Here is a 17184-nt window from a genome sequence, read left to right on the forward strand (position 1 = left end):
CAGCCCGGGCGGCGGATCAGACCGCGGCTTCGTTTTCTTCGCCGGTGCGGATGCGGACGATGCGTTCGACGGGCGACACAAAGATCTTGCCGTCGCCGATCTTGCCGGTGCGTGCGGCGTTGAGCACGGCCTCCACGCAGCGGTCGACGTCGCCGTCGTTCACGACCAGCTCGACCTTCACCTTGGGCAGGAAGTCGACCACGTATTCCGCACCCCGGTAGAGCTCGGTATGACCCTTTTGACGGCCGAAGCCCTTGACCTCGGTCACCGTCAGGCCCGAGACACCATAGTCGGCCAAGGCCTCGCGAACTTCGTCGAGCTTGAACGGTTTGATGATGGCTGTGATGAGTTTCATGGGCGTGGCTCCTAGGGTACTACTCGATGGATATGCAATGGCGATGACGCACGACACGTCGTGCCGCTATTTTTGCATGGCTGCAGCGCTCGCGCACGGGCCACGGGCCGGCACGGCTCACTCGCGGTACTGGTTGGTGATCGGATAACGCCAATCCTTGCCGAAATTGCGGTGGGTCACGCGCGGACCGACCGCGGACTGGCGGCGCTTGTACTCGTTGATGCGGACCAGCCGCGCGACGCGCTCGACTTCGGCCCGCTCGTGGCCCGCCGCGACGATCTGGTCGATGGTCTGGTCTTCCTCGACAAACCGGGCCAGCATGTCGTCCAGTTGCTCGTAGGGCGGCAGGCTGTCCTGGTCGGTCTGGTCGGCGCGCAGTTCGGCACTGGGCGGACGGGTGATGATGCGCTCGGGAATCGGGCTGCTGCCCGTGCCATAGGGATCGTTCGCATTGCGCCAGCGCGCCAGATCGAACACCCGGGTCTTGAACACGTCCTTGATCACGGCGAATCCGCCGGCCATGTCGCCGTAGAGCGTGCAATAGCCGGTCGCCAGTTCGCTCTTGTTGCCCGTGGTCAGCACCATCGAACCGAACTTGTTGGACAGCGCCATGAGCAGCACGCCCCGGATACGGGCCTGGATGTTCTCTTCGGTCGTGTCCTCGGGCAGGCCTTCGAACTCGTGCGCCAGAGCGGCGCGGAACGCCTCGAACTGCGGCACGATCGAGATCTCGTCGTAACGCACGCCCATTCGGGCAGCCATGTCGCGTGCATCCAGCCAGCTGATGTCTGCGGTGTAGGGCGAAGGCATCATCACCGCGCGCACGCGCTCGGCGCCCAGTGCATCGACGGCAATCGCCATCACCAGGGCCGAGTCGATGCCGCCGGACAAGCCCAGCAGCACGCCCGGGAATCGGTTCTTGGTGACGTAGTCGCGCACCGACAGGACCAGGGCGTCCCACAGGTCGGCCTCGTCGCTGCGCGCCGGTGCGAGCTCGGCGTGCACGACCGCCGGCTGCCCGTCGGGCAGGTCGATACGGCCAAAAAACAGCTGCTCGCGGAAACTCTCGGCCTGGCCGCGAAGCTGGCCCTTGCCGTCGAGCACAAACGATGCGCCGTCGAAAACCAGTTCGTCCTGTCCACCCACCATGTGCGCGTAGATCAGCGGCAGGCCGGTCTGGCGCGCGCGCAGACCCATGCTGGCCACACGCTCGACGCCCTTGCCGACATGGAAGGGCGACGCATTGATCACGGCCAGCACCTGAGCGCCCGCCTGCAGGGCGGCCTGGGCCGGACCTTCGAACCAGGCGTCCTCGCAGATCAGCAGGCCGACCCGCACGCCGCCGATCTCCAGGACCGCTGGCGTATCGCCCGGCGAGAAATAGCGCCGTTCGTCGAACACCTGGTAATTGGGCAGCTCGCGCTTGGCATACGACAGCACACGCCGTCCGCCCCGCAGCACCGTCGCACGGTTGCCGCGCTGGTGGACCGCCACGCTGCGGGTGCGCACGTCCTGTCCGCTGGGATGGCCGACCACCACCGTCATGTCCGGCAGATCGGCGAGCTCGCGCGCGATGTCGTCCAAAGCCGATTCGCAACCGGCCATGAAAGCCGGCCGCAGAAAAAGATCCTCGGCAGCGTATCCGCACAGGGAAAGTTCGGGCGTCAGCAGCAGATGCGCGCCCTGTGCGTGGGCTTGCCGTGCGGATGCGATGATTTTTTGCGCGTTGCCCGCGAGGTCGCCCACGACAAAATTAAGCTGGGCAATGCAGAATGTGAGCGACATGAATGATCTGGACCAACAAGGAAAAGAGCCGGAGGACAATTATGTCATCGTGTGCTCGGACGAATGGGCTGCCGTCGACGCGGCCGAATGGAATGCGCTGCTGGCCGAACAGGCCACTCCCACGCCCTTCATGCGCCATGAGTACCTGAGCGCGCTGCACGAGACCGGCTGTGCCGGCCCCGACACCGGCTGGGCCTTGCAACTCTTCACGCTGCGCGCAGACGGTCCCCAGGCGGCGTCGCAGCCCTTGCTGGCTGCCGTGGCCGTCTACGTGAAGTCGCACAGCTACGGAGAATACGTGTTCGACTGGGCCTGGGCCGATGCCTACGCCCGCAACGGGCTCGACTACTACCCCAAGGCGCTCATCGCCGTCCCCTTCACCCCGGTACCCGGCAGCCGTATCCTGGCCAGAACGCCCGAGTGGCGTGCAGCCCTGCTGCAGACACTCACGCAATGGGCCCGTGACGCCGGACTCTCGTCCCTGCATCTTCTTTTCGGCGATGCGGCCGATCTCGAGGCCGCCGATGCCGCAGGCCTGATGGTGCGCCAGGGCGTCCAGTTCCACTGGCGCAACCGGGAGCCGGAGCGTTACGGCGACTTCGACGACTTCCTCGCCGGCCTCAGCCACGACAAACGCAAGAAGATCCGGCAGGAACGCCGCAAGGTCGCCGACGCCGGCGTCGCATTCGACGTCCGGCACGGCACGCAGATTCGACCGCAGGATTGGGACTACTTCTACCGCTGCTACGAGCAGACCTATCTCGAGCACGGCAATGCGCCCTACCTGAATCGCGAATTCTTCGGCCGCATGGCGCACGCGCTGGCGGACCGCTGGGTGCTGTTCACCGCTCACATCGACGGACGGCCCGTGGCCTGCAGCCTGCTGGCCCTCCATCCCGATGCCGAAGGCCGGCCGCAGTACGCCTACGGCCGATACTGGGGATCGACCGAGACCATCGCGTGCCTGCACTTCGAAGCGTGCTACTACCAACCGATCGCCTGGTGCATCGCGAACGGCGTGCAGCGCTTCGAGGGCGGCGCGCAGGGCGAACACAAGATGGCGCGCGCCCTCATGCCCCAGCCCACGGCGAGTGCGCATTGGCTGGCCCACCCGGCTTTCGCGGACGCGGTGGGCCACTTCCTCGAGCGCGAGACGCAGGGCATGGACCAGTATCTCGAGTCGCTGCGGCAACGCTCCCCCTTCAAGCGCTGACAGCCGGATGTGAGGCCGGTGTGCGCGGCAAGCCCGCCCGCGCGAATCCTGAAACAGCCGACGGCCATGTCAGCATTTGACTGACAGCAGCCGGGCGGCTTCGCGTCACAAAATGACCTGTTTTCGGCATCTGTCGTCAGCTTGCCTGGATTTGCAGTCAATGTGATTCAGCGTGCTGGCTTCGGCTGCCAGGGTTGACAGCCCTCATGTAACAAAGTCATAATGGCGGTCCGTTTAACAACCAACACAGTTGGTCGTTTGGTGCTACTCGCGGATCCAGACAGCGGTCCCGTCGCGGTATCGAATGCGTCAAATGGGCCTCGTGCCCGCCACACCGGTTCTGCCGGCCGGGTGCAGTCATGGCTTTGGCCGGGCTGTCCGTCACCCATCAAAAACAACGTTCGCCTGCCGTCGATTTCGACAGCCTGGGTCTGCCAGCCGCAATTTTCGCGATGGGCACTCGCTGCGGCATCTTCGCGGCAGGTCGGACGTCATGTTGTCGTCTCTTTCAGGCGGCGCTGATTCATTCCAACAAGAGGGAACCCAAGCGCATGGCAAAAGAAATCGTGATCGATCACGTCTTCAAGGTCTTCGGAGATCATCCGGAAACCGCTCTGGACCTGGTCAAACAAGGCTTCTCCAAACAAGACATCCTGGTCAAGACCGGGAATTCAATCGGTGTCTTCGACGCCAACTTCACCATCAACGAAGGTGAGATCTTCGTCATCATGGGCCTCTCCGGCTCGGGCAAATCGACCTTGGTTCGCCTGCTCAATCGCCTGATCGAACCCACCGCGGGACGCATTCTGGTCAACGGCGACAACATCAACGACTACGGCGACAAGGCCCTGCGCGCACTGCGCCGCAAGGACATCAGCATGGTGTTCCAGTCGTTTGCGCTGATGCCGCACATGACCGTGCTCGACAACACCGCATTCGGCCTCGAACTGGCCGGCGTCGACAAGGCCAGCCGCCAGGAACAAGCGCACAAGGCGCTCGAGCAGGTCGGCCTGGGCGCCTGGGGCGCCAGCTACCCCGACGAACTGTCGGGCGGCATGCAGCAGCGGGTCGGGCTGGCCCGCGCCCTGGCCTCGGATCCCTCGATCCTGCTGATGGACGAGGCCTTTTCCGCGCTCGACCCCATCATCCGCACCGACATGCAGAGCGAACTGCTGCGGCTTCAGGAAATCCAGCGCCGCACGATCGTGTTCATTTCGCACGACCTCGACGAAGCCATGCGCATCGGCGACCGCATCGCGATCATGAAGGACGGTCATGTGGTGCAGGTGGGGACGCCCGAGGAAATCCTTCGCAATCCTGCAGACGACTACGTGCGCAACTTCATCCGTGGCGTCGACACGGCAGCCGTGTTCAAGGCCGGCGATATCGCACGCCGCTCGCAGGTGGTCGTGGCCGAGAGCCGGACCAAGGGCTGCCGCGCCGCGCTCAAGATGCTGGAAGACAGCGATCGCACCTATGCGTTCGTGGTCAGCCCCTCGGAAAAATTCCTGGGCATTGTCTCGATCGACTCCCTGCGCGAAGCGCTCAAGGACCACGAGGGCCCGCTCGGCCTGCAGCACGCCTACCTGCCCGAGATCGAGACCATCAACGCCGACCATCCGGTGGCCGACCTGTTCACCCACGTCGCCCAGCACCCCTGGCCGGTGCCGGTGATCGATGCGAACGGCCGCTACCGCGGTGCGATCAGCAAGACCACGCTGCTCAAGTTCCTGGACCGCAACAGCGATTGAGGGCGGCGCACGCCGCTCGCCACGCACGCCCGCAGATGGGTGCTGCGCAGACCTCTCAACCAAAAAAACACGCGGAGGGCCTAGCCTATGACAACAGAAAAGACCACCGATTTCCTGCCCATCCAGCTCGCGCAGAACGACAGCGCTGCGGATGATCCCTGGGGCAGCATGAACGCCGCGCCCGAAGCGCCTGCCGATGCCGCAGCCTCGGGCCCGGCCGATGGCGCAGAGCCGGCAGCCGCCGGCAGCGACGCAACCGTCGACCCCTGGGGCGCCGAAAACGCCGGCGCAGGCGACACCCCGACCGCCGACGTACCGGCTGCTCCCGACGCCGGCGGTGCCGACTGGCTGGGCTCGCCTGCAGCGGCATCCACCTCGCCGGACGGTGGCGGCCTGCATCTCAGCAGCCTGTGGGACGGCTCGTTGCCCATACAGGACTGGATCAACCACGGCCTGAGCTGGGTCGTCACCCACTTCCGTCCCTTCTTCCAGACCGTGCGCGGCCCGATCGACGGCACGCTCGACGGTGTCCAATCTCTCCTGCTCAGCGTGCCCACTCTGGGCATGATCCTGCTGATGACCCTGCTGGCCTGGCAGTTCGCCGGCCGGGCACTGGCCGTCGGCACGGCGCTGTCGCTGCTGGTGGTCGCGATGCTGGGCATCTGGCCCGAAGCCATGGTCACCTTGGCCCTGGTTCTGACATCGCTGGTGTTCTGCCTGATCATCGGGCTGCCGCTGGGCATCTACCTGGCCAGCAGCGACCGCGCGCAGCGCATCGTCCGTCCCGTGCTCGACGCCATGCAGACCACACCGGCCTTCGTCTACCTGGTGCCCGTGGTCATGCTGTTCGGTATCGGCAACGTGCCCGGTGTCATCGTCACCATCGTCTTTGCGCTGGCACCGCTGGTGCGGCTCACTGCACTGGGCATTCGCCAGGTGCGTCCGGACCTGATCGAAGCCTCCCGTGCCTACGGCGCTTCGCCGTGGCAATTGCTGGTCAAGGTGCAGATTCCGCTGGCCATGCCGTCCATCATGGCTGGTATCAACCAGGCGCTGATGCTGTCGCTGTCCATGGTCGTGATCGCATCGATGATCGCGGTCGGCGGCCTGGGCCAGATGGTGTTGCGCGGTATCGGCCGGCTGGACATGGGTCTGGCTACCGTGGGCGGGCTGGGCATCGTGCTCCTGGCCATCACGCTCGATCGCCTGACGCAAGCCATGGGTCAGCCCAAGCGCGGTGTGCGCCACTGGTATCAGACCGGCCCTGCAGGCTGGATCTGGCGCCTGACGGGCGGCGATCGCCCCAAGGGCACCGTGCAGGCGGACGCCCCCGCCACGCCGGCAGCAGCGCCCTCGCCCACCACACGCAAGAACGGCGACAGCGCCCAGCCCGACGAAAAAATGCGTCTGACCTCGGCGCCGTCCAAGGCCTGAATGTGACGGCCGCGCAGCGTGTGCGGCCTCGCCCTCTCACCCGGCCGCCACGCTGCGGCCCGGGTGAATCACACAGGCTGGTGCCTGCCGCCAGCCGGATTTCTCCACGCGAACCCATCGACGAGATCGAAAAGGAAACACCATGATCACCTCCTCGCTCAACGCTTTCGCCAAAAGTGCCATCATGACCAGCCTGCTGGCGCTGGGTGCCGCCGCCATGGCTCAGGACCTGCCCGGCAAGGGCGTGAAAGTCCAGCCCCTGCAAAGTTCGGTGGCCGAAGAAACCTTCCAGACCCTGCTGGTGAGCCGCGCGCTTGAAAAGCTGGGCTACGACGTCCAGCCGATCAAGGAAATCGAGTACGCCACCGCCTATGTGGCGATCGCGAATGGCGACGGCACGCTGATCGCGGCCAACTGGGTTCCCCTGCACGACGACTTCTACAAGAACGCCGGCGGCGACGCCAAACTCTGGCGCAAAGGGACCTATTCGACCAACGCGCTGCAGGGCTACCTGATCGACAAGAAAACGGCCGATCAGTACAAGATCACCAGCATCGCGCAACTGAAGGATCCCAAGATCGCCAAGCTCTTCGACACCGACGGCGACGGCAAGGCCGACCTGACCGGCTGCAACCCGGGCTGGGGCTGCGAAGCGGTGATCAACCACCAGATCCAGGCTTACAAGCTGAACGATTCGGTCAGGCACGTGCAGGGCAGCTACGCCGCCCTGATGGCCGACACCATTTCGCGCTACCGCGATGGCAAGCCGGTGCTCTACTACACCTGGACCCCCTACTGGGTGAGCGGCGTGCTCAAGCCCGGCACCGACGTGACGTGGCTGGAGGTTCCGTTCTCTTCCCTGCCCGGCGAGCAGTCGGGCACCAGCACAAAACTCGCCAACGGCAAGGATTACGGTTTTGTGCCGAACACGCAGCACATCGTGGCGAACAAGGCTTTTGCCGACGCGAATCCGGCTGCCGCCAAGCTGTTCGAGCTGATGAAGCTGCCAGTGGGCGACATCAATGCACAGAATCTGCGCATGCGTGACGGCGAAGCGTCGCAGACCGACATTGCCCGCCACGTCGACGGTTGGATCAAGGGTCACCAGAAGACCTTCGATGGCTGGATCCAGCAAGCCACTGCCGCTGCCAAATAAACCAAGCATCGGTCTGCAACAAAAAAAGCCGGGCATCTCGCCCGGCTTTTTTGTGCCTGCAGCTCAGGTGCCGCACCCTCAGCCCTTCATTTGTCGCGCACCACCAAGGTCACTTTCTGGTCCATCGCCATCAAGGCCTGCATGATGCGCTCGAGCGAGATCTCCTGCAGTTTGTACTGGCGCAACTGGCAGACCTTGGAGCGTCCCATGCCGGTAAGCGCGGCGACCTGCAGCTGATTGAGGCGCCGTTGGTCGATGACCTGATTGAGCTTGGCGGCCAGCGTGAGCTTGGCCGAAGCTTCAGGCAAGGACTCGACCCCCAGATCCACCGCCAGTCGACCGCCCGATGCATACAGGGGGTCCTCATGCCCCTGGCGATGCCAACTGCGGACCGTGGACATGCGCTCCACAGCCTGGCACATGGCCTGGCGCACGGCCTCTTCTGTGTTGTTTCCGATTGATTGTGCTGTCATACCCGTCACGTTGAACTCCCAGTTGAAAGTGGCTACAAGCCATTCCTTGCAGCGCGCATCGCGGTGACGCGATGGCTCACTGAAAAAAAGCGGGGCAGCTAAGCCCCGTGAAAACGACCGAGTTGACCCCGGATCGCAAGGGGAAACCGCAGCAGCCGGGCCGACTTTGCACTTTGTGCCAAACAGGCTTCGGCGATACGATTGGCTTATTGTGGTTACCGCATGACACAGGTTTCCGACGGCCTTGCACTAAATGACATTAGTTAACAATACTGGCGCAACTTCCATCGCGCGCCCATGAAAAAACCCGGCTCGACGACATGTCGACCCGGGTTCTCTTTTTGGGCTTCAGCGGCGGCTCGGCCGCTGCGGCTTCAGGCCGTGCGGCGGCGTTGGGCCTGCTCGACCGCGCGGCGCACCGTCCTGGGATCACGGCCATACATGTCGGCAAAGCCGTCGATGGTCTGGCCGCTGGCCTCGTACGCTCGCAGCAGTGCTTCGTCGCGGGCCGCAGCCTCGCCGGCCTCGGCCAGCGCCTCGTCGACCAGCACATTGAGCTTGTCGTCGCGTTGGCGCACCCTCATGGCATAGTCTTCACGAGAGAGGCCCGAGGCCTCGTAGGCGGCCACGATGCGGCGGCGCAGCTTGGGCGCCAGGTCTTCGGGCGTGCGCGACTGACGACGACGGAAGACTTCGAGCAGGGCATGGTGCACATGCTCGGGCGCCATCGCCTCGACGGCGGCGCCAGCGAGATCATGCCGTGCCAGTCCGGCCGCCACAGCGGTCAGATACCGGCTGGAGCGGGTATGCAATCCCAGCGCGACTTTCAGTTCGTCGGCAGGCAGGGCCTCGGGGTGTGCGTCGACCAGATCCTGGAAGATGCCCCGCTTGAGCGGCAGCGGGTTCTCGCCGAACAGCACGGGATACAGATCCGCCAGCTTGACTTGCAGCGGATGGCTGCGGGGCTGTCGGGCCGGCTGCCCGGCCTTGGGCTGGGCCCCCTGCCCGCCGGGCTGGCGGGTTTCCGGAGCACCTGCGGCCGAGGATCTGCCCTGGCCTCGGCGGCCACGACGGGCCGGCCGGCCACCGCGTTCCGCGCCGTTCGGGTTGTTGTTTTTCTGGCCAGGCGCTTGCGATACGGTCTGCGCATCCGGCGTGGTCGGGGAATCTGTCATGGCAAGAAAGTTAAAGTCGAACGCAACCCGCCATCATGCCAGAGTCGCAGAGCCCTCGCCGCTTCAGGCCGGCTCCATGCCGTTGTCGAGCTTGGTCTGGACGGCCTGCGGGGACACGAGAAAGTCCAGCCAGGCACGGACGGCTTCGGGCTGCGAGGCCTCCGGGGTGATGCCTGCGGAAAACCGCGTGACGATCTGGATCTCGGGCGGCAGCGGCCCCACGATGGCGATACCCTGGACGTTGAGCAGTTCGCTCAGTTGCTGAAAACCCAGTTCGACCTCGCCTTTGGCCACCAAAGAACCGACCGGCACGCCGGGAGGGGCTTGCACGATTCGGTCCTGGATCGCCGCATCGATGCCCCAGCGTTCGAACAACCGGGCCAGTTGCACGCCGCTCGGTCCGGTCGAGTAGCTGAGGGTCGTGGCCGCCAGCACGGCTTGCTTGACGTCTTCTTCGGTTGCAACGGCCGGCTGCGCGGCGCCGGCGCGCACGGCGACCGCCACACCCGACTTCACGAGGTCGACGCGGCTGCCCTCGCGCACCCGGCCGGCTGCCGTGAGCCGGTCGATGGCATCGGCGGCCAGGATGACGACATCGAACACCTCGCCGGCCTGCACGCGCTTGGCGGCATCGACGCCCCCGACAGACTCGATCTCGACGGCATGACCGCTGGCTTGCTGAAACTGCGAGGCCAGGCTGGACAGCAGCTGGCGTGTGGCCATCGAAGAGATGACCCGAATAGGTTGACCCATGGAATTGTCTCGGTATGTTGTTGCGCGGACGGCCTGCGTGTCCCCATGCACATCGGCACGGCTGCGGCCCCTGCAGAAATTAGAGCACAGCGGGAGAACGTCTCGCATAGCGACTCGCACTGGCTGTTATGCGCAGGATCGCAAGTTCCCGCAATTCGGCGATTTTTGTTATCGTGCGCGGCATGACCCGACAGGATCACAACTTTGCCGACTATTGCTGCGAATTGCTGGCCCCGACCGTGGGCGCGTGCCGCTGGCGCCGCATGTTCGGCGGCTACGGCATCAGCACGGGCGGACTGACGTTTGCCCTGGTGATCGACGAGCTGCTCTATCTCAAGACCGATGCGCAGAGCGAGGCTGCCTGGCGTGAGGCCGGCTGCAGCCCTTTCACCTACGCGTCCCGCGGACGGCAGGTCAAGCTCAACTACCACAGTGCGCCGCCCGAGGCGATGGAGTCCTCTGCAGCCATGGCCGCCTGGGCCAGGCTGGCACTGGATTGCGCGCTGCGCGTGCAGGCAGCTCGATCCAGGCCCCGTTTGCCCCGCGAAGACGACATGGGAGGCCGAAAGGCCAGAGAGGCCGGCCAAGGGCCGGGCAAAAGAATCCGGCGGGCCGGACCTCCCGGCGGCTGAACCAGGAAGGCCTGGCTCCAACCCGACAGGGAGGCCGGCTCGGACCGGCCGGCGTGCGCAGGACTCAGCGGCCGACCATGTCGCCGGGGACGACCCACTGGTCGAACTGTTCGGCGGTGACATGGCCGGAGGCGATGGCGGCCTCGCGCAGGCTGCTGCCCTCCTTGTGGGCCTTCTTGGCGATGTAGGCTGCCTTGTCGTAGCCGATGTGCGTGTTGAGCGCCGTCACCAGCATGAGCGAGCCTTGCACCAACGCGGTGATGCGGTCGCGGTTGGGTTCGATGCCCACGGCGCAATGGTCGTTGAAGCTGACGAAACCGTCGGCCAGTAGACGCACGCTTTGCAGGAAGTTGTGCGCCACCATCGGACGGAAGACGTTCAGCTCGAAGTTGCCCGACGCACCGCCGAAGTTGATCGCCACATCGTTGCCGAACACCTGAGCCGACAGCATGGTGGCCGCTTCGCTCTGCGTGGGATTGACCTTGCCCGGCATGATGGAAGAACCCGGCTCGTTTTCCGGAATGCTCAGTTCGCCGATGCCGCTGCGCGGGCCGCTGGCCAGCCAGCGCACGTCGTTGGCGATCTTGGTGAAGCTCGCGGCCAGGGTCTTGAGGGCGCCGTGGGCATGCACCAGCGCATCGACCGAAGCCAGCGACTCGAACTTGTTGGGCGACGTCACGAAGGGCAGGCCGGTCAGGGCCGCCAACTCCTGGGCCACGCCTTCGGCATAGCCCTTGGGCGCGTTCAGGCCGGTGCCGACGGCGGTGCCGCCGAGGGCCAGTTCGTACAGGTGAGGCAGCGCATCCCGCACATGCTTCTCGCCATGCACCAGTTGGGCGACGTAGCCCGAGAACTCCTGGCCCAGCGTGAGCGGCGTAGCGTCCTGCAGATGGGTGCGACCGATCTTGACGATGCCGTCGAAATCCTGCGCCTTCTGCTGCAGCGTGGTGCGCAGCTTGGCGATGGCCGGCAGCAGCTTGTGCGTCAGGGCTTCGACCGCCGCGACGTGCATGGCCGTGGGAAACACGTCGTTGCTGGACTGGCTGCGGTTGACGTCGTCGTTGGGGTGGACAAGACGCCCTTCCCCGCGCTGGCCGCCCAGCAGTTCGCTGGCGCGGTTGGCCAGCACCTCGTTGACGTTCATGTTGGTCTGGGTGCCCGAGCCGGTCTGCCAGACCACCAGCGGAAACTCGTCCGGATGCTTGTCGGCCAGCACTTCGTCGGCGGCAGCGATGATGGCGTTGGTCTTTTTCTCGTCCTGCAGACCCAGGGCCGCGTTGACCTTGGCCGACGCACGCTTGACCAGCGCCAGGGCGCGGATGATTTCCTTGGGCTGCTTTTCGCCCGAGATGTCGAAGTTGTGCAGCGAACGCTGGGTCTGGGCGCCCCAGAGCTTGTCTGCGGGGACCTCGATCGGGCCAAAGGTGTCTTTTTCGATCCGTGTCGACATGGGTGGCTTGCCTTCTCTCTTGATTCCTGTGTGGATGAAGCCCGGTTTGCGCCTGCCTGCACCGGACACGCCGGCGCGGGGACCTGACGTGGGCTCCATGATGCCCGCGCGCGCATAAACGCGCGACCAGCAGGGTCGCATCCGAACAAACGCGAATCATACGCACCTTCGAACGCAACAAAAGGTATTGCTGCGCCGGGACGACGATTTCACTAAACTCCGCGACGCGCTTTTTCCATCAATAAGAGCTGCCTCGAAGGGCTCCACGACTCCACGGACACAACGATGACGACCACGATCAAGCGCGACGACCTCATCGAGAGCGTTGCCGCCGCACTGCAATACATCAGCTATTACCACCCTGCAGACTACATCGCGCATCTGGCGCGGGCCTACGAGCGCGAGCAGAGCCCGGCGGCCAAGGACGCCATGGCCCAGATCCTGACCAACTCGCGCATGAGCGCGACCGGCCAGCGCCCCATCTGCCAGGACACCGGGATCGTGAATGTCTTCCTGAAGGTCGGCATGAACGTGCGTTTCGAGGGTTTCCCGGCGGGCCTGGACGAAGCCATCAACGAAGGCGTGCGCCGGGGCTACAACCATCCGGACAACACGCTGCGCGCCTCGGTGGTCGCCGATCCGCATTTCGCACGCAAGAACACCAAGGACAACACGCCCGCCGTGATCTTCACCGAGCTGGTCCCGGGCGACACGCTGGACATCACCGTGGCGGCCAAGGGCGGCGGCAGCGAGAACAAGAGCAAGATGGTCATGCTCAATCCCAGCGACTCGCTGGTGGACTGGGTGCTCAAGACCGTTCCGACCATGGGCGCCGGCTGGTGTCCGCCGGGCATGCTGGGCATCGGCATCGGCGGCACGGCCGAAAAAGCCGTGCTGATGGCCAAGGAGTCGCTGATGGACGACCTGGACATGTACCAGTTGCTCGAAAAGGCAAGCAAGCGCGAAGCCCTGACGCAAGTCGAGGAACTGCGTCTGGAGCTCTACGAGAAAGTCAACGCGCTCGGGATCGGCGCACAGGGCCTGGGCGGCCTGACCACCGTGCTCGACATCAAGATCAAGATGTACCCCACGCATGCCGCGAGCAAGCCGGTGGCCATGATTCCCAACTGTGCAGCCACGCGCCATGCGCACTTCGTGATGGACGGTTCGGGTCCGGTCTACCTCGAGGCCCCCAGCCTCGACCTGTGGCCCAACGTCAACTGGGCACCCGACGCCAACAAGAGCAAGCGTGTCGATCTCGACCGGCTCACGCAGCAGGAAGTCGCGAGCTGGAAGCCGGGCGACACGCTGCTGCTCAACGGCAAGATGCTCACGGGCCGCGACGCCGCACACAAGCGCATCCAGGACATGCTGGCCAAGGGCGAGTCCCTGCCGGTCGATTTCACCAACCGCGTCATCTACTACGTGGGCCCGGTGGACCCGGTCAGGGACGAAGCCGTCGGTCCGGCCGGCCCGACCACGGCCACGCGCATGGACAAGTTCACCGACATGATGCTCGAACAGACCGGCCTGATCGCCATGATCGGCAAGGCCGAGCGCGGCCCGGTGGCCATCGAATCGATCAAGAAGCACCGCAGCGCCTATCTCATGGCGGTCGGTGGCGCGGCCTACCTGGTCAGCAAGGCCATCAAGACCGCGAAGGTCGTGGGATTCGCCGACCTGGGCATGGAAGCCATCTACGAGTTCGACGTCGTCGACATGCCGGTGACGGTGGCCGTGGACGCGGGCGGGACCAGTGCCCACATCGCGGGCCCGGCCCTGTGGCAACAGAAGATCGCGTCGGGCCAATACAAGGTGCTGGACCTGACCCCGGCCTGAAGCCGGCCCGGCCCCGCACGACGGGGCCGGACACGCCAAACCGAAAAAGAACCGGCAGCCGCGCCGGTTTTTTTTCGTCCGCCATGCGGTAACCCCACCGTCATCGTTGCCGTATTGCACCTCATTCTCAATTGATGGCATGATGCCCAGGTTTCCCTTCGACAAGGACCCTGCACCGTGCATCCGAACAACGAGGACCGAGAGCCGTCCTGCCGCCCACGCGCCGCCCAGACGGCTCATGGCATGCGCCTGGACGTGGACGAACAGTACACCGCCTGCGGCCGTCCCCGTTCGCGCTGGAGCGATCTCGGCTTTCAGGACCTGCGCGACGACGAGGCATTCGTGGTCTGGCTGTACCGCTGCTGGCAGCACAACGAACCGACGCCCTACATCACCGAGCATCGGCTCTCGGGCATGCTGCGTCACGATCGTCTGCATGTACTGCTCGACGACCTGCTGCGCCTGTTCAAGGCCTACGGCCGCGATCCCGCCATGGAACAACCGCTGCTGGGCATGCCCCTGCTGACCTGGCGCGAAGAAACGCTGCTGGCGATGCTGACGCCTGCACCGCTGATACTGGGGGCCCATTGCGACGAGCTGGCGCGGCGCTGTTTCACCGGTTTGCTGGCGCACGGCGTGGAGTTGAGACCGCCACAGGAGATGACCCGCTGCGGCCGGGACCAGCTGGAACTGGCCATCGCCCGCAAGCTCGGCGGCGGCTGGTGCGGCAGCGATTGAACGCCCGGCGATAAAAGGGGCACAATACCGCTGCGGCGCTCAGACAGGCGTCCCGCGCGCAGTCGTTTCACGCCGCCATCATGCCCTTATCGCCCACCGCGTTCCCCGACCCCTCTTCGGACGTTCTCGCTCACGACCTGACCGCTGTACAGCAAGGCCCCATCGGGGTCTTCGACAGCGGCGTGGGCGGACTCAGCATTCTGCAGGCCCTGCGTACAGAGCTGCCGCACGAGGATTTCGTCTATTTCGCGGACAGCGGCCATGCGCCCTACGGCGAACGCGAGGACAGCTTTGTCGTCGCGCGCAGCCTGGCCATCGCGCACTACCTGCTGGCCACCCATGCCATCAAGGCGCTGGTCGTGGCCTGCAACACCGCAACGGCCGCGGCGATCCAGTCCTTGCGCCTGGCCTTGCCCCACCTGCCGATCATCGGCGTCGAACCGGCCCTCAAGCCGGCCGTGGCAGTCAGCCGCACGCGCCGCATCGGTGTCGTGGCCACCCGCGGCACCCTGGGCAGCGCAAAGTTTCAGCGCCTGCTGCTGTCGCAGCAGACGCTGGCCGAGTTCGTGGTCCAGCCCTGCCCCGGTCTCGCTCTGGCACTCGAAAACGCCGTTGCGATCGATGCGGGCAACACCGGCCAACTGGCCAAGAACCGGCTTGAAATCAGTGCCCTCATCGAACGCCATCTGTCGGCGATGGGGGCATTCGGTTCGGCGCCTGGCCAGATCGACACCCTGGTGCTGGGCTGCACGCATTACCCCTTTGCGATGCGCGAGTTCCAGGCGCAGGCGGGTTCAGGCGTGCAATTGCTCGAGACCGGTGTGCCCGTGGCCCGCCAGACACGCCGCCTGCTGCAGGCCCGGACGGCCTTGCATCTGGCGCGGGCCCAGGCAGGTCATTTGACGCTCTTCACCACGGGCAGCGCCACGGCTCTGCAGTTGGCCGCGATGCGGTGGCTCCAGATTCCGTCTTCGGTGCCGGCGACATCGCTCGATCTCGCGACGGCCTGAGGGCACGGGCACGCCCCGCAGCCCATCGGGCCGCGAGCGCCGGGTTTCCTCAGCCTGCCGGTGCCGGTGCCGGCGACGCGATGGCGGCCTGTCCTCGCTGCATGTCGATGCGCAGCAGCAGCACGATGCCGATCACGAACAGCAGGCTGGTCGACACGATGGCGACACGCTGGTTGCCATCGGCCAGCCAAGTGATGAGGCCATAACTCAGCGGGCCGATGATGCTGGCCAGCCGGGTTGCCAAAGTCCATAGGCCAAAGAACTCGCCCAGCCGCGCCGGTGGCGACAGCAGCCCGACCATGGCGCGCCCGGCCGACTGACTGCTGCCCATGCACAGACCGGCAAGCGTCGCTGCCCACCAGAACTGGCCTTTGGTGGTGGCCCAGGCCGCGATCAGGCAGGTGGCGATCCAGCCCACGAGCGTCAGGCCGAGGGCCAGCTTGTGCCCGAGCCTGTCCTGCCCGTAGCCAAAACCGAAGGCGCCTGCCGCAGCCGCGAGGTTCAGTGCAAAGATCAGCACCATGGTTTCCTGCTGCTGGAAACCGATGACCTGCTCGGCGTAGATCGCCGCCAGCGTGATGGCCACGGCGACTCCGCCCTGGTAGGCGACGGTACAGGCCAGCAGCCAGCAGAAATCGGTGTATTGACGGGCATGGGACCAGGTGGCCTGGAGACGCGACCACGATGCGCGCCAACCGCCGGCGACACCGTTCTGCTCGCCGGCAGAGCGGGCATGCGCACGCTCCTTGAGCAGCGCAAACGTGGCACAGGCCGCCAGGCCGTAGACGCAGGCCGTGACCAGCATGGTCACCGGTACGAAATGGCTGGCAGGCAACTTCTGCCCTTGGGCCCACAGCACATAAGCCAGGCACAGACCCAGCGTGAGCATGCCGCCGATGTAGCCCCAGGCCCACCCCCAGCCGCTGACCCGTCCCATCGCCTGGGGCCGGGCCAGTTCAGGGAGGAAGGCGGCGCACAGCGATTCGCCGTAAGAATAAAACACGTTGGAAAGCACGACCAGGCCCAGTGCCGCCCAGATGGCCGAAGAGCCCGTGAGGGCGGGCGTGGCCGCCAATGCCGCGGTCGCTACCACGCAGGCGAGCGTGCTCCACGCCAGCGCCCGCTTCTTGGCTCCCTTGGCATCGGCATGCGCACCGATCACGGGAATGGTCAGCATCACGATCAGGTAGGACAGGCTCAGCGCGGCCGTCCAGGCCAACGTGGCCCATGGGGCTCCATCGGCCAAGCCACCCACGAAATAGGCAGAGAACACGGCCGTCAACACCACGGTGGTGTAACCCGAGTTGGCGAAGTCGTACATCGCCCACCCCAGCACCTCGCGGCGTGCCACACCCGGATTGAGTGCGGAAGAATCGAACAAACGCATGGGTCCCCCTTGTGCCGTGATCGGCCGTTATTC

At 65.4% G+C, this 17184-nt stretch carries 15 protein-coding genes; 8 read left to right on the forward strand and 7 right to left on the reverse strand.

All coding sequences use genetic code 11. The annotated features are described in order from the left end of the window. Nucleotides 1-16 precede the first annotated feature (16 nt). Together EC845_RS04085 and EC845_RS04090 are read right to left on the reverse strand one after the other, a co-directional pair. The gene (locus tag EC845_RS04085) at nucleotides 17-355 is read right to left on the reverse strand and encodes a P-II family nitrogen regulator (RefSeq protein WP_123295909.1); all 339 of its coding nucleotides are present in this window, start codon (nucleotides 353-355) and stop codon (nucleotides 17-19) included. A gap of 117 nt (nucleotides 356-472) precedes the next feature. Continuing rightward, a complete protein-coding gene (locus EC845_RS04090) occupies nucleotides 473-2140 on the reverse strand; it encodes an NAD+ synthase (protein WP_123295910.1) in 1668 nt (555 codons plus the stop codon). On the opposite strand from EC845_RS04090, the gene EC845_RS04095 reads away from it, so the two are divergent. The 4 genes from EC845_RS04095 to proX all read left to right on the forward strand — a co-directional run bounded on the left by EC845_RS04095 (nucleotide 2139) and on the right by proX (nucleotide 7694). Next, nucleotides 2139-3353 carry a GNAT family N-acetyltransferase gene (locus tag EC845_RS04095; protein WP_123295911.1) on the forward strand — a complete coding sequence of 405 codons (1215 nt, stop codon included), beginning with the start codon at nucleotides 2139-2141 and terminating at the stop codon, nucleotides 3351-3353. The two genes, EC845_RS04090 and EC845_RS04095, sit on opposite strands and share 2 nt — an antisense overlap. 551 nt (nucleotides 3354-3904) lie before the next feature. Beyond that, nucleotides 3905-5104 carry a glycine betaine/L-proline ABC transporter ATP-binding protein ProV gene (gene proV, locus EC845_RS04100; protein ID WP_123295912.1) on the forward strand — a complete coding sequence of 400 codons (1200 nt, stop codon included), beginning with the start codon at nucleotides 3905-3907 and terminating at the stop codon, nucleotides 5102-5104. Between the two features lie 87 nt (nucleotides 5105-5191). Next, nucleotides 5192-6538 (forward strand): glycine betaine/L-proline ABC transporter permease ProW, encoded by a 1347-nt coding sequence (proW, locus tag EC845_RS04105; protein WP_370451234.1) that lies wholly within the window; start codon nucleotides 5192-5194, stop codon nucleotides 6536-6538. A 184-nt stretch (nucleotides 6539-6722) separates the two neighbouring features. Then, nucleotides 6723-7694, forward strand: a complete 972-nt coding sequence (gene proX, locus EC845_RS04110) for a glycine betaine/L-proline ABC transporter substrate-binding protein ProX (RefSeq protein WP_370451252.1) — start codon at nucleotides 6723-6725, stop codon at nucleotides 7692-7694. 86 nt (nucleotides 7695-7780) lie between these two features. Here proX and EC845_RS04115 read toward each other — a convergent pair whose 3' ends face one another. The 3 genes from EC845_RS04115 to EC845_RS04125 form a co-directional block, all read right to left on the reverse strand. Continuing rightward, entirely contained in the window at nucleotides 7781-8167 is a 387-nt protein-coding gene (locus EC845_RS04115) for an XRE family transcriptional regulator (RefSeq protein ID WP_370451235.1), read from the reverse strand. 374 nt (nucleotides 8168-8541) lie between these two features. After that, nucleotides 8542-9342 (reverse strand): ProQ/FINO family protein, encoded by an 801-nt coding sequence (locus EC845_RS04120; RefSeq protein ID WP_123295914.1) that lies wholly within the window; start codon nucleotides 9340-9342, stop codon nucleotides 8542-8544. A gap of 63 nt (nucleotides 9343-9405) precedes the next feature. Then, nucleotides 9406-10095, reverse strand: coding sequence for a substrate-binding domain-containing protein (locus EC845_RS04125; RefSeq protein ID WP_123295915.1), 690 nt, complete (start codon nucleotides 10093-10095; stop codon nucleotides 9406-9408). Between the two features lie 182 nt (nucleotides 10096-10277). On the opposite strand from EC845_RS04125, the gene EC845_RS04130 reads away from it, so the two are divergent. After that, the gene (locus EC845_RS04130; RefSeq protein ID WP_123295916.1) at nucleotides 10278-10727 is read left to right on the forward strand and encodes a TfoX/Sxy family protein; all 450 of its coding nucleotides are present in this window, start codon (nucleotides 10278-10280) and stop codon (nucleotides 10725-10727) included. A 64-nt stretch (nucleotides 10728-10791) separates the two neighbouring features. Here the strand turns inward: EC845_RS04130 and fumC are convergent, their stop codons facing one another. Then, nucleotides 10792-12177 carry a class II fumarate hydratase gene (fumC, locus tag EC845_RS04135; RefSeq protein ID WP_123295917.1) on the reverse strand — a complete coding sequence of 462 codons (1386 nt, stop codon included), beginning with the start codon at nucleotides 12175-12177 and terminating at the stop codon, nucleotides 10792-10794. Nucleotides 12178-12462: 285 nt separating this feature from the next. On the opposite strand from fumC, the gene EC845_RS04140 reads away from it, so the two are divergent. The 3 genes from EC845_RS04140 to murI all read left to right on the forward strand — a co-directional run bounded on the left by EC845_RS04140 (nucleotide 12463) and on the right by murI (nucleotide 15764). After that, nucleotides 12463-14016 (forward strand): fumarate hydratase, encoded by a 1554-nt coding sequence (locus EC845_RS04140; RefSeq protein WP_123295918.1) that lies wholly within the window; start codon nucleotides 12463-12465, stop codon nucleotides 14014-14016. A gap of 177 nt (nucleotides 14017-14193) precedes the next feature. Next, nucleotides 14194-14754, forward strand: coding sequence for a hypothetical protein (locus tag EC845_RS04145; protein ID WP_148077236.1), 561 nt, complete (start codon nucleotides 14194-14196; stop codon nucleotides 14752-14754). Nucleotides 14755-14891: 137 nt separating this feature from the next. Beyond that, complete coding sequence (gene murI / locus EC845_RS04150) at nucleotides 14892-15764, forward strand: glutamate racemase (RefSeq protein ID WP_233597956.1); 873 nt, start codon at nucleotides 14892-14894, stop codon at nucleotides 15762-15764. A gap of 49 nt (nucleotides 15765-15813) precedes the next feature. On the opposite strand, the gene EC845_RS04155 is transcribed toward murI, so the two are convergent. Then, entirely contained in the window at nucleotides 15814-17151 is a 1338-nt protein-coding gene (locus EC845_RS04155) for an MFS transporter (RefSeq protein ID WP_123295921.1), read from the reverse strand. Nucleotides 17152-17184: the final 33 nt, after the last annotated feature.

The sequence above is a fragment of the Comamonas sp. BIGb0124 genome, assembly GCF_003752175.1.
GTDB lineage: Bacteria > Pseudomonadota > Gammaproteobacteria > Burkholderiales > Burkholderiaceae_C > Comamonas_F.

Bases quoted from the DNA above. Each gene is read 5' to 3' on its own strand.
- EC845_RS04090 (WP_123295910.1), bottom strand. From the start codon at position 2,140: ATGTCGCTCACATTCTGCATTGCCCAGCTTAATTTTGTCGTGGGCGAC.
- EC845_RS04125 (WP_123295915.1), bottom strand. From the start codon at position 10,095: ATGGGTCAACCTATTCGGGTCATCTCTTCGATGGCCACACGCCAGCTG.
- proV (WP_123295912.1), top strand. From the start codon at position 3,905: ATGGCAAAAGAAATCGTGATCGATCACGTCTTCAAGGTCTTCGGAGAT.
- EC845_RS04140 (WP_123295918.1), top strand. From the start codon at position 12,463: ATGACGACCACGATCAAGCGCGACGACCTCATCGAGAGCGTTGCCGCC.
- proX (WP_370451252.1), top strand. From the start codon at position 6,723: ATGACCAGCCTGCTGGCGCTGGGTGCCGCCGCCATGGCTCAGGACCTG.
- fumC (WP_123295917.1), bottom strand. From the start codon at position 12,177: ATGTCGACACGGATCGAAAAAGACACCTTTGGCCCGATCGAGGTCCCC.
- EC845_RS04120 (WP_123295914.1), bottom strand. From the start codon at position 9,342: ATGACAGATTCCCCGACCACGCCGGATGCGCAGACCGTATCGCAAGCG.
- EC845_RS04085 (WP_123295909.1), bottom strand. From the start codon at position 355: ATGAAACTCATCACAGCCATCATCAAACCGTTCAAGCTCGACGAAGTT.
- EC845_RS04115 (WP_370451235.1), bottom strand. From the start codon at position 8,167: ATGACAGCACAATCAATCGGAAACAACACAGAAGAGGCCGTGCGCCAG.
- EC845_RS04130 (WP_123295916.1), top strand. From the start codon at position 10,278: ATGACCCGACAGGATCACAACTTTGCCGACTATTGCTGCGAATTGCTG.
- EC845_RS04095 (WP_123295911.1), top strand. From the start codon at position 2,139: ATGAATGATCTGGACCAACAAGGAAAAGAGCCGGAGGACAATTATGTC.
- EC845_RS04155 (WP_123295921.1), bottom strand. From the start codon at position 17,151: ATGCGTTTGTTCGATTCTTCCGCACTCAATCCGGGTGTGGCACGCCGC.
- proW (WP_370451234.1), top strand. From the start codon at position 5,192: ATGACAACAGAAAAGACCACCGATTTCCTGCCCATCCAGCTCGCGCAG.